General features: G+C 54.1%; 12 protein-coding genes and 1 pseudogene. 11 read left to right on the forward strand and 2 right to left on the reverse strand.

Annotated elements, in window-relative coordinates; genetic code table 11:
- Window positions 1-5: 5 nt before the first annotated feature.
- Window positions 6-875, reverse strand: coding sequence for a hypothetical protein (locus HMPREF1292_RS07110; protein ID WP_023019329.1), 870 nt, complete (start codon window positions 873-875; stop codon window positions 6-8).
- 37 nt (window positions 876-912) lie between these two features.
- On the opposite strand from HMPREF1292_RS07110, the pseudogene rimP reads away from it, so the two are divergent.
- The 9 genes and pseudogenes from rimP to HMPREF1292_RS07155 all read left to right on the forward strand — a co-directional run.
- Window positions 913-1497, forward strand: a pseudogene (gene rimP, locus HMPREF1292_RS07115) (ribosome maturation factor RimP); the annotation flags it as partial.
- A 116-nt stretch (window positions 1498-1613) separates the two neighbouring features.
- A complete protein-coding gene (nusA, locus tag HMPREF1292_RS07120; protein ID WP_023019331.1) occupies window positions 1614-2861 on the forward strand; it encodes a transcription termination factor NusA in 1248 nt (415 codons plus the stop codon).
- Between the two features lie 103 nt (window positions 2862-2964).
- Window positions 2965-3273: a YlxR family protein gene (locus tag HMPREF1292_RS07125; RefSeq protein ID WP_021352659.1), complete on the forward strand. Its 309-nt coding sequence runs from the start codon at window positions 2965-2967 to the stop codon at window positions 3271-3273.
- 101 nt (window positions 3274-3374) lie between these two features.
- Window positions 3375-6269, forward strand: a complete 2895-nt coding sequence (gene infB, locus HMPREF1292_RS07130; protein ID WP_023019332.1) for a translation initiation factor IF-2 — start codon at window positions 3375-3377, stop codon at window positions 6267-6269.
- A 171-nt stretch (window positions 6270-6440) separates the two neighbouring features.
- On the forward strand, window positions 6441-6872 hold the full coding sequence (rbfA, locus tag HMPREF1292_RS07135; protein WP_021352657.1) for a 30S ribosome-binding factor RbfA: 432 nt from the start codon (window positions 6441-6443) through the stop codon (window positions 6870-6872).
- A gap of 25 nt (window positions 6873-6897) precedes the next feature.
- The gene (locus tag HMPREF1292_RS07140) at window positions 6898-7863 is read left to right on the forward strand and encodes a bifunctional oligoribonuclease/PAP phosphatase NrnA (RefSeq protein WP_023019333.1); all 966 of its coding nucleotides are present in this window, start codon (window positions 6898-6900) and stop codon (window positions 7861-7863) included.
- A complete protein-coding gene (locus tag HMPREF1292_RS07145; RefSeq protein ID WP_023019334.1) occupies window positions 7860-9212 on the forward strand; it encodes an MATE family efflux transporter in 1353 nt (450 codons plus the stop codon). The genes HMPREF1292_RS07140 and HMPREF1292_RS07145 overlap by 4 nt, the downstream gene beginning before the upstream one ends.
- Complete coding sequence (locus tag HMPREF1292_RS07150) at window positions 9194-10126, forward strand: metallophosphoesterase (RefSeq protein WP_231892322.1); 933 nt, start codon at window positions 9194-9196, stop codon at window positions 10124-10126. The genes HMPREF1292_RS07145 and HMPREF1292_RS07150 overlap by 19 nt, the downstream gene beginning before the upstream one ends.
- On the forward strand, window positions 10123-10800 hold the full coding sequence (locus tag HMPREF1292_RS07155; protein ID WP_023019335.1) for a 4'-phosphopantetheinyl transferase: 678 nt from the start codon (window positions 10123-10125) through the stop codon (window positions 10798-10800). The genes HMPREF1292_RS07150 and HMPREF1292_RS07155 overlap by 4 nt, the downstream gene beginning before the upstream one ends.
- A gap of 42 nt (window positions 10801-10842) precedes the next feature.
- Here the strand turns inward: HMPREF1292_RS07155 and truB are convergent, their stop codons facing one another.
- Entirely contained in the window at window positions 10843-11826 is a 984-nt protein-coding gene (gene truB, locus HMPREF1292_RS07160; RefSeq protein ID WP_023019336.1) for a tRNA pseudouridine(55) synthase TruB, read from the reverse strand.
- Window positions 11827-11856: 30 nt separating this feature from the next.
- Here truB and HMPREF1292_RS07165 point away from each other — a divergent pair, with 30 nt between their 5' ends.
- Both HMPREF1292_RS07165 and rpsO read left to right on the forward strand, forming a co-directional pair.
- Window positions 11857-12930 carry a bifunctional riboflavin kinase/FAD synthetase gene (locus HMPREF1292_RS07165; RefSeq protein ID WP_024272723.1) on the forward strand — a complete coding sequence of 358 codons (1074 nt, stop codon included), beginning with the start codon at window positions 11857-11859 and terminating at the stop codon, window positions 12928-12930.
- Window positions 12931-13085: 155 nt separating this feature from the next.
- Window positions 13086-13355, forward strand: a complete 270-nt coding sequence (rpsO, locus tag HMPREF1292_RS07170; protein WP_021352650.1) for a 30S ribosomal protein S15 — start codon at window positions 13086-13088, stop codon at window positions 13353-13355.
- Window positions 13356-13452: the final 97 nt, after the last annotated feature.

The following is a 13452-nucleotide window of genomic DNA, read 5'->3' on the forward strand; positions in this document are numbered from 1 at the left end:
CCAGTCTAACCATGATTGCTTTTAGTTTCGGCGGCAAAAAGTACGGCGAGTTTCTGCCATGAAGCATCAGTGGCCTCGACAGCCTGCTGTTTCCAGCGTTGAGAGGTCTCTTCCAGTGCATGAGTGACGAACTGCTGAGTGTTTGTATCGTTGAGCCCCTCAGGAAAATTTCCGGTGTTGTAGGCCAGAGCACGTTCAGGTTTGGCAATGCCATGCTGGCGCAAAAGTGCTAAGCGAGCATCTGATTGCGCTGCAGCCTCGTCGATGCGTTGTGCATCTTCACCTGAGCTAAAGGCGCGCGCCATTTCCAAGCCATAACCGAGACGATATTCCCAATCCACTAGCGCATCCCAGTTGGCAGGAGTAGAGGGCGGTTCTAGTGGCAGCTTTTCTGCGGTCAACTCCACCGTAGCTTCGTGGTCGCCTATGGTTTCGGCGAGCGCGACAGCTTGTTCAATCAGCAGAGGATATGACTGCTGCGGGGCGTCGGCAAGTGCTGCTAAAAACTGGTCCAAAGCCTGTTCAGGGGTGGTTGCTACGGCATGCTCTCCGTCGTAGTTGCTGCGTTGCGCACGATCAATTTCGCAGGTGGTTGGGGAGGTACCATCGGGATAATGGCCACAGATACGTGCAATTTCTTCGAATATCGCCCCAGCCTGACCGGCGCGTAATTCCGATAGTCCCGGGTGGGATTCGGCAAAGTTCGCAGCTTCATCTTCGGCGCTGAATGCCATTTTGACCAGTGCAGAGTCAGGTTCGGGGCCAAAATTCTCTGCGATGGAATCGAGCGAGAAGTTACAACCGCTCAGGGCTAGGCCCACAGCGATAATCGAAGCTGCGATGCCGGTGCTGCGGAGATGGTTGTTGGGGTTCACAGCAAATAGGTTACCGCTGACGGTTAGGCTAGTGGGCATGGCATTCCCGTCGACGCGACAATTAGAAGATGTTCTTAGCCCGATTGCTCATGCGCAGCAACTAGATATTGAGCACATTAAAATTACCCGCGCGGGTAAAAAATCACAGGTTGGGGTCTACCTTGATGGAGATCAGCGGCCTGGTTCAGATATGTTGGAGCAACTTTCACAGCAAATTGGGGAGGAGCTCGATGCCCGCGAAGAAGCCGGAGAAATGAGCTTTGGCCCTGGCTACACTCTGGAGGTTTCTACTCCTGGGTTGGATATGCCGCTGACTCATCCGCGGCATTGGCGACGCAACCGGCACCGTTTGGTAGCGATTCAGCTTAGTGGGCAGGGTACGGCCGAGGTCTGGCGTATTGGTGCGCTTGCCGACGACGAGACTGCGGTAATTCTGGTGCCCACAAAACAATCGGGTGTTGGGCCAGCTGGTTCTGGGGCTAAGAAAGGGGGCGGACAGGCAAGCGCTAAAACGTGCCGTACCCCGGTCGCCCTGGAATTAGCGCCAACGGTGCACGCGGTGGTAGAAATTGAGTTCTCGCAGCCGCCGCATGCAGAGTTGGAACTGACGCGACAACCCTTTGGTGGGGTAGAAATATCGGAGCGGCTCGCGATAAACCCGAACGCAGATGATGAAACGATCAGCAGCAATAACCAAAGCACAGCCGAGATGGACAGCACAGACTAGGACGATCACAAGTGAATATTGATCTCAACGCATTACGCAGCATTGAAACTGAAAAAGGCATTCCGTTTGAGGAATTGCTGGAAACTATCGCCCGAGCATTGCTTGGCGCATACCGTGAATACCGCGGAATGGAAGAAGATCTATCCGGAGTCGGTAAAGCCAATCGTGCGCGGGCGGCGGCCGCAGGAGTAGACGGGCCGACCGACCGTGCACGCATCGACATTGACACGAATACAGGTATGGCCACGGTGATCGTGCAAGAGATTGACGCTGCAGGTGAAGTGGAATCAGAATATGATGACACTCCAATTAATTTCTCTCGTATCGGTGCTCCTGCCGTTCGTAACGCAATTGTCCGGAAATTGCGAGAAGCGGAAGCCGGGCGCACTTTTGAAACTTATTCCGAGACCGAAGGACGTGTGGTTTCTGGAGTAGTGCAGGCGGATGCACGAGCAAACGAGCGCGGCATTGTCGTCGTTGAGCTAGGAACTGAGATCGATGCCCAGGACGGAATCTTGCTTCCTGCGGAACAAGTACCCGGCGAAAAACTAAAGCACGGTGACCGCGTCAAGGCCTATGTCGTTGGCGTGAACCGGCAAAACACCAATGTGCAGGTGAACTTGTCGCGTACCCACCCTGATTTGGTGCGCGGCCTGTTTGAACTTGAGGTTCCGGAAGTCGCCGATGGAAGTGTGGAGATCCTTTCTATTGCTCGCGAAGCTGGGCATCGGACAAAAATTGCGGTGCGTGGTAATGCCAAGGGTTTAAACCCGAAAGGTGCATGTATTGGTCCGCGTGGACAGCGTGTGAATAATGTCATGCGCGAGTTGGGTGGAGAAAAGATCGACATTATCGGTTATTCCGAAGATCCAGCCGTGTATGTAGGTAACGCGTTGGCGCCGTCGAAAGTTGTGAAATCCGAGGTGCTTGACGAACATGAGCAGCAAGCTCGTGTGGTAGTTCCGGATTATCAACTGTCGCTAGCCATCGGTAAAGAGGGGCAAAATGCGCGCCTGGCTGCGCGTTTGACCGGCTGGAAAATTGATATTCACTCCGATAAGGAACAATTGGAGCCACTGGAACAGGTTCGAGCCCGGGTGCAGCAGGCTGCTGCGGATGCCCAAGAGGCCGAGGAACTTGTCGGAGGATTGCCCGAAGAAAAGGTAGGCAGCACTCCGGCAGCTGTAGTCAGCAGTGACGGTGTGGAATACCGCGGAGCGGAATTTCCAAGCGCTTTGGCTGAGGGAACAGATAGCTAACTACTTCGCCAAGTTCACCTTTTGCCTGCTTTCTATTAGACTGGGCTATTGCGTGCAGAGCGACTGCAGGCGAGTACGTGTGTCAATATAGCGAAGGGATGCGATGAGCAAAGGTATGAACCCAGTTCGAACCTGCATCGCTACTCACAAACGCTTTGACGACGCTCACCTGCTTCGTATGGTGATTGACCCCAATGATCACCACCGCATTCTCGCGGACCCTGGCCGCGGTCTACCTGGCCGCGGAGCATGGATCACGCCGGAGTTATCTGCACTCGAAAAGGCGCTGCAACGTCGCGCTTTCGCGCGTGCGTTCAAAACATCCAGGAAACTGGATGCTGGTCATGTACGGACGTACCTGGAAGCCCGCGCCGCTTCACCGACTAGAGAATGTAAGGAAGACCGACACTGATGAGCGCTCAACCATGAAGTTGCATCAGCGATGAAAGTCACTAGCACACACTAGGGGTCACAAGGGTTTCTTGGGCCTCTAGTAAACAACAGAGGAGTCAAGTGCCCGGAAAGTTACGAGTGCATGAGCTTGCTAAACAGCTCGGCATTACCAGTAAAGAACTACTAGCGACGCTGAAAGAAAAAGGCGAATTTGTCAAAACAGCGTCGTCGACAATTGAACCGCCTGTCGTGAAGAAGATGCGCGCTCACTACGAGCAGAATGCATCTAACGAAACTGGCGAGGCAGCACAAGCTGCTACGCAGAAGCCACAAAACCAGGCCAAGCCTGGTGCAGGCCAAAAAGCGCCTTCGGCTGCACCGAAACCTGGCGCTGCGAAACCGGGGCAACCGAAACCTGCACAAGGCACCGCAGGAGCACCAAAACCAGGCCAAGAACGTCCAGCAAAGTCTGGCGCACAGGCTGCTCGTGCACCGAAGCCAGGGCAGCAGCGGCCTACGAAGCTTGCGAAGAACCAGCAGGCGGCAGCACAACCTTCATCGAAACAAACTTCCGTGGGTGCAGATAAGCGTCCAGCACCACGGCCAGGTGCCAATGCGCCTAAGCCAGGCGCCGCTAAACCAGGGCAAGCTAAACCAGGTCAACCAAAACCGGGACAGGCTAAACCCGGTGCGCCGAGCCCAGGAAACTCGATGCCACGGCCAATGCCGAAGCCAGGTGGCCGGCCGAAGATGGCGAACAACCCATTCTCGTCGGGTGCTGGCGATGACCGTGCGAAACCAGGGCCACGTCCTGGAGGGTCGAAGGGCCCGAAGCCGGGACAAGGGCAGGGCAAACCCGCTCGTGATGGCGGTTCCAAGCCACGTGATAATCGTTCCGGCTCTTCGAATGAACGTAGCGGTGGTGGACGTCGTCCGACCCCAGCTATGATGCCGGCAACTCCAAGTCCGGCGGCGATGCCGAACAAGCAATCTGGTGGCGGGCGTGGACGCGGAAAAGCCGCGCCAGGTGGTGGCCCGGGTCGTGGTGGTCCACCAAGTGGATTCCGCGGTGGTCGTGGTGGTCGCCGTGGCGGCACCGCTGGTGCATTCGGTCGCCCAGGTGGTCCTCCACGTCGTGGTAAGAAGTCTAAGCGCCAGAAGAAGGCGGAGTACGAGGAGCTGCACGCACCAAACGTAGTTGGTGGTGTGCGCTTGCCAGACGGTAAGGGTAAGACCATCCGCCTACGCCGTGGCGCATCGGTATCGGACTTTGCGGAAAAGATTAATGCCGATCCAGCTGCTTTGGTCCAGGCTCTGTTCAACATGGGTGAAATGGTCACAGCTACGGCTACGGTTTCGGAAGAGACCCTGCAGTTGCTGGCTGCCGAGATCAACTATGAAGTGCAAGTTGTCTCGCCAGAAGACGAAGACCGTGAGCTGTTGGAGTCGTTTGACCTGCAGTTCGGCGAGGATGAAGGCGGCGAGGAAGATCTCGCGAAACGCCCTCCAGTCATTACCGTTATGGGTCACGTCGATCACGGTAAGACCAGATTGTTGGATACCATCCGTAAGACCAACGAAGGTGAGGGCGAAGCTGGCGGTATTACCCAGGGAATCGGCGCTTATCAGACCGAGGTCACTGCCGAAGGTAAACAGCGTACTCTGACCTTCCTGGATACTCCAGGTCACGAGGCATTTACTCAAATGCGTGCTCGTGGTGCGAAAGCTACTGACCTGGCGATCTTGGTGGTTGCTGCCGACGATGGCGTGATGCCACAGACTATTGAGGCGATTAACCACGCCAAGGCCGCTGACATTCCAGTGGTTGTGGCAGTGAATAAGATCGATAAGCCAGAAGCGCAACCTGATAAGATCCGTGGTCAGCTGACTGAATATGGTCTTATTCCGGAAGAATACGGTGGAGACACCATGTTCATCGATATCTCTGCCCGGCAGGGAACGAACATCGATGAACTTCTGGAAGCGGTAGTTCTGACTGCAGATGCAGCACTGGAGCTGACCGCGAATCCGGACATGAACGCACAGGGTCTGGCGATCGAGGCAAACCTGGACCGCGGACGTGGCCCTGTTGCCACTGTGATTGTCCAGCGCGGTACCTTGCATGTTGGCGATTCCATCGTTGTCGGCGATGCTCACGGCCGCGTGCGTCGTATGGTCGACGAGTTTGGAAATGACGTGGAAGAAGCTGGACCTTCGCGTCCGGTGCAGGTACAGGGGCTTAATGGCGTACCAGGCGCAGGTGACTCCTTGTTGGTTGTAGAAGACGACCGGGTTGCGCGCCAGATTGCTGCGCAGCGTGATGCCCGCCGTCGTTCTGCAATCCAGGCAAAGACGAAGAAGCGCGTTTCTCTGGAAGATTTGGACAAGGTGCTGAAGGAAACCAGCACGCTGAACCTGATCTTGAAGGGCGACAACGCAGGTTCTGTCGAGGCCCTGGAAGATGCGTTGCTGCAGATCGATATCGACGACGAAGTCGAGCTGAACATCATCGACCGTGGTGTTGGTGCTGTTACACAGACCAACGTGTCTTTGGCTGCTGCTTCGGATGCCGTTATCGTGGCATTCAATGTCCGCGCAGAAGGTAAAGCTACAGAAGCTGCCAACCAAGAAGGCGTCGATGTGCGGTACTACACCGTTATTTACCGCGCGATCGAAGAGATCGAGCAGGCCCTCAAAGGCATGCTCAAGCCGATTTACGAAGAACGCGATACCGGTGAAGCCGAAATCCGTGCGCTGTTCAAGTCTTCCGCGGTTGGCCTTATCGCCGGCTGTATGGTTAACGAAGGCTCGGTCAAGCGTAACGGTAAGGCGCGCATCTTGCGTGACGGTAACGTCATCGCGCCGAATGCCACGATCGAGTCTTTGCGTCACGAAAAGGACGATATGACTGAGATCAAGGCCGGTTATGAATGCGGTATGACTCTGTCGTATCCAGACATTGCGGTTGGCGATATCATCCAGGCTTACGAAGAGGTAGAAGTCCCACGCGACTAGTACCTGTTCAAGTAGCGATCGCGGGCAGTAACCTGACTGTCACGCTATTGCTCACTTATGATGCTGGCTAGCACACCCACCCGATTTGCCTCACCGGCAACGGGTGGGTGTTTTTCGTCTGCGCTAAAATATCAGCAGTTAAAACTTATTTATGTGAAAGGTGGCTAGATCATGGCAGATAATGCGCGTACCGGTCGAATTGCGAAGCGAATCCAAGAAATTGTGGCAAGTGCCTTGGAACATCAGATTAAGGACCCGCGGTTGGAGCTCATCACCGTTACGGATACCCGGGTAACTGGTGACCTGCATAACGCTACGGTGTATTACACCGTACGCGGACGCGATATCAGCGAAGAACCTGATCTCGAGCAGGCGGCACAGGCGTTGCACCGACACCGGGGACAACTGCGCAAAATCGTTGGTGATGTGCTTTCAGTACGGTTTACACCGACCCTTGAGTTCGAGTTCGACGAAGTCCCACAGGCTTCCGCACATATGGAAGGCTTGTTAGCGAAAGCAAAAGCTCGTGACGAAGAACTGGCTAGATTGCGTGAACAGGCCCGCCCGGCAGGTGAGTCGGATCCCTACAAAGAATCCGAATAATAGCGCAGAATAAAGGTGCCGAATAATGATATATTCGCAGGTTGCAAGCCTTATTAAGCAAGCTCGACAGGTAAATATCCTGGCTCACGTTAATCCTGACGCTGATGCCATTGGGTCGGCTTGTGCGCTTTCCCTGGGATTAAGACAACTCGGCATTTCTTCGCGGATGTTCGTTGGTCAAGAAAAAAGCATCCCGGAAAATCTTTTGTCGATTCCGCAGGCAAATAGGGTCGAGCTCTTCGGTGCTGTCGATACGTTACCCCCGGCAGACATACTCATCAGTGTGGACTGCGGGTCGCTTTCCCGGACAGGTACAGCTGCTTCCAGTTTCGAAGATTTCACTGGGCACACCATAAACATCGATCACCACGCAACAAACCCCGGATACGGAAGCATCAACTTGGTGGATGCAAGCCGTGAATCAACGACCGTGGTTCTTTATGAGTTGTTCGCGCACCTGGGAGTAGAACTTGATCAATCCATCGCGCATGGTTTGTATGCAGGGTTGATGACGGATACTGGAAGTTTCCGTTGGGGCAGTGCCTTAATGCATACCATGGCCGCGGAATTGATGAAGTTTGGTCTGGACACCAAACAAATAGCGGAAGATTTGGTGGATCTTACTGCTGCGGACGATTTGCAGATGACGGGTGAGGTTTTATCCAATCTGCAGATCAAAGCCGCTGGTTCGGTAAACATGGCAATTTTGCAAGTTCCACACCGCATCATTACAAGCCACAGTCAATCTGCCGTGGAAAAACTAGTTGATTTTGTGCGTTCGCTCGATGGCACGAACCTGGGAGTCGTGTGCAAAGAAATGGCGCCAGGCTACTGGAATATCTCATTGCGCTCAGGAGAAATTGATTGTTCGCAGATTGCCATGCAGCTCGGTGGTGGAGGGCATGTTCCCGCCGCAGCTTTTTCTGCGCGGGGAACCAACCTTGCAGTACTAAATCAGCTTTTTCGGGTGATTGAACGTGAGTGTCCATGACCAAAATTTCTGGTAATAACAGTTCCGAACTTAACGACGCCGTGCATAAAAGAACTGACGTAGATCGTGAGGTTACTGCACGCAGTATCTTTGGTCTCGCACTCCCAGCGCTTGGTGTATTGGCCGCGATGCCGTTGTATTTGCTGCTTGATACGGCGGTTGTTGGTCGTTTAGGCAGCTTCGAATTAGCAGCACTTGGTGCTGGGGCGACTGTGCAATCGATGTTGACAACACAGCTGACTTTTCTGTCGTATGGCACTACCGCCCGCTCGTCGCGGTTATTCGGGCAGGGTAAGAAATCTGCCGCGATAGCTGAAGGCGTGCAAGCAACCTGGGTAGCACTTGCAGTGGGAGCGGTGTTGGCCATTGGATTGTGGATATTTGGTTCTACGATTGCGCAGTGGTTGACTGGCGATCCGGAGGTAGCTGCGGCCACGGCTAACTGGTTGCGAGTATCGGCGTGTGCGATTCCACTGACCCTAGTGATCATGGCAGGCAACGGCTGGATGCGGGGCATCCACAACACGCGGTGGCCGTTCTATTTCACCTTAATAGGCGTTATCCCGGGGGCACTTGCCCTGCCATTTTTGGTCTCCACTTTCGGGCTGGTGGGCTCAGCATGGGCGAATGTGCTTGGCATGGGGCTGACAGCCTCGTGCTTTGTGCTGTGCTTGATTCGTGCACATAAGGGCAGTTGGGCACCACGAGGTCAAGTGATTGCACGGCAATTGGTATTGGGTCGCGATCTGATTTTGCGTTCGCTGGCTTTTCAAGTGGCCTTTTTATCTGCGGCAGGTGTGGCTGCACGTTTCGGCACTAATGCTTTGGCAGCCCACCAGATCATGCTGCAGTTGTGGAATTTTTTGACATTGGTGCTGGATTCATTAGCAATTGCCGCTCAAGCGCTCATTGGTGCTGCTTTGGGCGGACGCACGGTTGCGTTGGCGCGGCGGACAGGCTTAAAGATTATCTGGTACTCCACAATTTTTGCGATGGGGCTAGCTACAGTTTTCGCCGTGTTTTCTGGGTGGATACCTCGATTATTTACCGAGGATGCCGGAGTGCTAGAGACAATCATGACTCCGTGGTGGCTGCTGATCATCATGATCGTGCTGGGAGGTGTGCTATTTGCCATTGATGGCGTACTGCTTGGTGCAGGTGATGTCGCGTTTTTACGCACGATTACGATTGGGGCAGTCTTATTGGGGTTCTTGCCTGGCGTGTGGATCGCATACCTTGTCGACGGCGGACTGGCTGGCATTTGGTGCGGTTTGTTGGCATTTATCGTGTTTCGCACAGCTGCGGTGGTTTACCGTTTCTACTCGATGAAATGGGCCATGACGGAATGAACCATCCCCGGCCTACTTTGTGGGCAGTAGCTGATTTGCATGCCGCGGTGCGTGCGAACCGACTGCGGCTCGATGAGATTAGCCCGCGACATCCGGATGATTGGTTGCTGGTCGCAGGCGACGTCGCAGAGCGCCTAGATTTGATTTCTACGGTGTTGAGCGAGCTGCGCAGTCGGTTTGCGCAGGTGATTTGGGTCCCCGGCAATCATGAGCTGTTTTCTCGGTCGACGGACGCGCATAGGGGAAGAGCCAAATATGATGCTTTGGTGCAGATATGTCGCAGTATTGATGTTTTGACTCCGGAAGATACTTTCCCTGTGTTCGGTGATACCACCGTTGTGCCACTATTTACGCTGTATGATTACAGTTTTCGTCCAGCAGGTACTGGGGTAGAAGAGGCTTTGGAGCTTGCTGCACAGAAAAACGTAGTGATGACTGATGAAATCGCGATTGCACCATTCGCCGATATCCGGGCATGGTGCTGGGATCGGTTGGCCTATTCTATTACGCGTCTATCACGTGTTAACGGGCCGACAGTCTTAGTCAATCATTGGCCTTTGGTACAGGAACCGACGTTGCGTATGGTGTTGCCGGAACTTGCGTTGTGGTGCGGCAGTCGGCATACTCGCACTTGGCCGCAGCGCTATAACGCGAAGGCCGTGGTCTACGGCCATTTGCATATGCCAGCAATCTTTGAACTAGATGGCGTGGAACACCATGAGGTCTCGTTGGGATATCCCCGGGAATGGGGCCGAAGCGATCAGAATAGAATTTGGCCCTGCCCAGTGCTAGAACTGGTTGCTGATCCGAACGGTGGACAGATTGCGCAGCGGGTAGGATTCAAGCAGTGCCGTGAAAGTCACCCGGAGCTACGGATGCCGCGACGTCGTGGCAAGGGGAGCGATGGGGTATGACCAGAAATTATGAGTTTTTGTTGCCGGATTCCGCCCGAATCGTTACGGTTCGTAGCGATGCAGCGGGGGACTTGAGTAATTTTCACAGGTTGCACCCGTTGGAACAATCGCTAGTCTCACATTCAGTGGAAAAACGCAAAGCTGAGTTTGGTGATGCTCGATGGTGCGCTCATCAAGCGCTCCGGCAGTTGGGGTATTCCAGAAACGAGCCTATTTTGCGGGGAAATCGAGGCATGCCGCTATGGCCGGAGGGGTTTTGCGGGTCCATGTCGCATACCTCTGGTATGCGGGCGGCGGCTGTGGCGCCGACTCATCGGTTACACAGCTTAGGAATCGATATTGAACCAGCGGAAAAATTACCAATGGATATTGTGGATTTGATTCTACGGGGTAGTGAAAAGCCACAAATTTCGCGTTTTCGAGCAACCGGAATATCGTGTGTGGATCGCATCATCTTTTGTGCGAAAGAAACCGTGTATAAGACGTGGTTTCCGATGACTCAGCGATGGTTAGGTTTCGAACAAGCCGAAATTGATCTTCGCGAAGACGGCACCTTCGTGGCCTATTTACTGGTACGCCCGACCCCGGTGCCGTTGATAACTGGGAAGTGGATGATTGACGATGGCTTCGTATTTACTGCAGCAGCCGTGACCGAATCATCTCTGAGAACATGAGACCGCTAAAAACTGAGACGACGGGACTGCTGAGTCATCAACTTATAAAGTACTGGGACGTGCCACGAAGACGGTTTTAATTTCGGCTCGTGCTCCTGTGGTTTCGGTGACTAGTGCTATCGCTCGCCCATTTGGGGCAATGGCCACAACTACACCGTCCAGACCGCAAGCGGGCAAACGTTTACCCATGGATAGATCGATTGCTTGTTGTTCAGTGACCTGCCAGTGGGGGTAACTCCGTTGCAGAGCGTCGTCGAGGCTTAAGCTGAGCTGTGGATTGTCGGCCAGCTCGTCGAGGGTTGCCGCATCGCTGAGCCCATAAGGGCCAACGTGCGTTCGGCGTAGCTTCGTCAGATGGCCACCGACGCCCAGGTCTGAACCGATATCTCTGGCCAGGCTTCGGATATAAGTTCCGGAAGAACATGTCACGGTGCATGCAATATCAATAAAAGCAGTACCGATCTCGTCGTCACTGCCGCGTCGTATGGAATGCACAGTAAATTGGTTGATCGTTACAGTGCGCGCGGGAATTTCTACGTCTTCGCCTTCGCGCACCCGCTGGTGGGCTCGTTTACCAGCAATTTTCACGGCGGAGACTTTCGCAGGGACTTGTTCGACTGTGCCGGTCCAGGAAGCAACTGCAGCTGCAATATCGTCGTCAGATAGGCCGGATAAACGAACACTGACCTGTTCTTGGTTCAGCCCGTCTTCGATTGTCGTTGCGGGAAGAAAATCGCCCTCGGCATCGTCAGTAGTGGTAGCAGCACCTAGCCGGATGGTTGCTTGGTAGGTTTTATCCGCGGCCACCATATGGGCTAGAAACTTGGTGCCACGCCTAATCCCGGCGACCAGTACTCCAGTTGCCATGGGGTCTAAAGTTCCCGCGTGTCCGACTTTTTTGGTGCGGAAGATGCGGCGTAACTTGCCGACGACGTCGTGTGAGGTCATGCCCGCTGGCTTGTCGACGACCACTAACCCGGAACCGTCTAGTGGGTCTGGCTGCGAAAAATCCGTAGCTGAATTCATAGCAGTCAGTGTATGCCTTAAGCTGGCAGGGTGAATATTTGGCAGGGTATGGACGAGATCCCCGAACGCGTGGAATCCTCTGTGATCACCATCGGAGTTTTTGATGGGGTGCACCGCGGACATCAAGAGCTTATTTCTGCTGCGGTGCGCAAAGCACGAGCTACTGGGCAGCAATCGGTTCTGATTACCTTCGACCCGCACCCGGTTAGCGTATTTTTACCGGAACGCGCTCCGTTAGCACTGAGTAGTTTTGATCAGCGTATGTCCGTCGTGGAGAAGATGGGCATCGATAATGTGATGGTGATTGATTTCACCGTCGAGATGGCGGGTTGGTCGCCGCAGGAATACGTCGACCGGTTGCTCGTCAACAAACTGCACGCCAGCCACGTGATAATCGGAGAGAATTTCACTTTTGGTAAAGACGCCGTTGGCACGCCGGAAATCATGCGGCAGCTGTGTGCCGCGCGTGGGATTGGTGTAGACGTGGTGCAATTGTTGCATGATAAGACACTTGCCGACGGTGAGATTTTGGTTTGTTCGACAGCCGTTCGCAAATATCTTATGGCCGGAAATGTGGCTGCTGCACGTCGGGCATTGGGGCGGCCGTTTAGCGTCTATGGCCCGATTGTGCGCGGAGCCGGGCGGGGTGGTAAAGAACTTGGATTTCCTACCGCGAACCAGTATTTTCCGGAAAACCTAGCCCTTCCTGCTGATGGAGTGTATGCAGGTTGGCTTGTGGTTGAGGGGTCGAATTCCCCGGTGAATGGGAATATGGTTCCGGGGGTGGCTTATGCTGCTGCTATTTCCGTGGGCACAAACCCGACTTTTGGCGATGACGAGCGCAGCGTGGAGTCTTTTGTATTGGACCGAGAAGCGGATTTGTACGGTTATGGTGCCACGGTTTATTTCGTTGATCGAATTCGATCGATGGAGAAATATGACAGTCTAGATGCACTCCTGGAAGCTATTTCCCGTGATGTTTGCAGCGTTCGTGAGGTCTTAGCACAGGACCTGGAGATGCGCGATAGTTCAGTTATTGATCATGATTCAGTGGCGGGGGAGTTTTTCTTGCAGCGTGCTTTACAAGGAGGTTCGCGGGATTAGTGTCGATAGCCAGTCTTGATTATGAGTTTGGCCAAACACAACCTCGCCATTTGCTCGTTAGTGGCCCTGGCGGCTAGTATGAGTGACTGGTTTGCGACTATGGTCCGCAGTGGTTGCAAATAAATTTTCGTGTGGACTGAAATAAGGAGATAAGCATGGCTCTTTCTACAGAAAAGAAGCAAGAGATCCTGAAGGAATACGGCGTTCACGAGACTGACTCTGGTTCCCCAGAAGCCCAGGTCGCGCTGCTGACCTACCGTATCACCAACCTGACCGAGCACCTGAAAGATCACAAGCACGATCACCACTCTCGTCGTGGTCTGTTGCTGTTGGTTGGTCGTCGTCGTGGTTTGCTGAAGTACCTGCAGAGCAAAGACATTAACCGGTACCGTGACCTGATTTCTCGCTTGGGACTGCGTCGATAATTCGTCGTTAAACAGCCTAGGCTGCACGCTTATCACCACCCGTCCGGCTTCCCGGGCAGGGTGGTTTTTGCGTATCACGGGTCTGTCTCATGCTAAA

The sequence above is a fragment of the Corynebacterium sp. KPL1995 genome, from assembly GCF_000477935.1.
GTDB lineage: Bacteria > Actinomycetota > Actinomycetes > Mycobacteriales > Mycobacteriaceae > Corynebacterium > Corynebacterium pseudodiphtheriticum.

Coding starts and splice junctions, on each gene's coding strand:
- HMPREF1292_RS07125 (WP_021352659.1), top strand. CDS start 2,965: ATGAGCAAAGGTATGAACCCAGTTCGAACCTGCATCGCTACTCACAAA.
- rbfA (WP_021352657.1), top strand. CDS start 6,441: ATGGCAGATAATGCGCGTACCGGTCGAATTGCGAAGCGAATCCAAGAA.
- HMPREF1292_RS07140 (WP_023019333.1), top strand. CDS start 6,898: ATGATATATTCGCAGGTTGCAAGCCTTATTAAGCAAGCTCGACAGGTA.
- HMPREF1292_RS07145 (WP_023019334.1), top strand. CDS start 7,860: ATGACCAAAATTTCTGGTAATAACAGTTCCGAACTTAACGACGCCGTG.
- HMPREF1292_RS07150 (WP_231892322.1), top strand. CDS start 9,194: ATGGGCCATGACGGAATGAACCATCCCCGGCCTACTTTGTGGGCAGTA.
- HMPREF1292_RS07155 (WP_023019335.1), top strand. CDS start 10,123: ATGACCAGAAATTATGAGTTTTTGTTGCCGGATTCCGCCCGAATCGTT.
- truB (WP_023019336.1), bottom strand. CDS start 11,826: ATGAATTCAGCTACGGATTTTTCGCAGCCAGACCCACTAGACGGTTCC.
- rpsO (WP_021352650.1), top strand. CDS start 13,086: ATGGCTCTTTCTACAGAAAAGAAGCAAGAGATCCTGAAGGAATACGGC.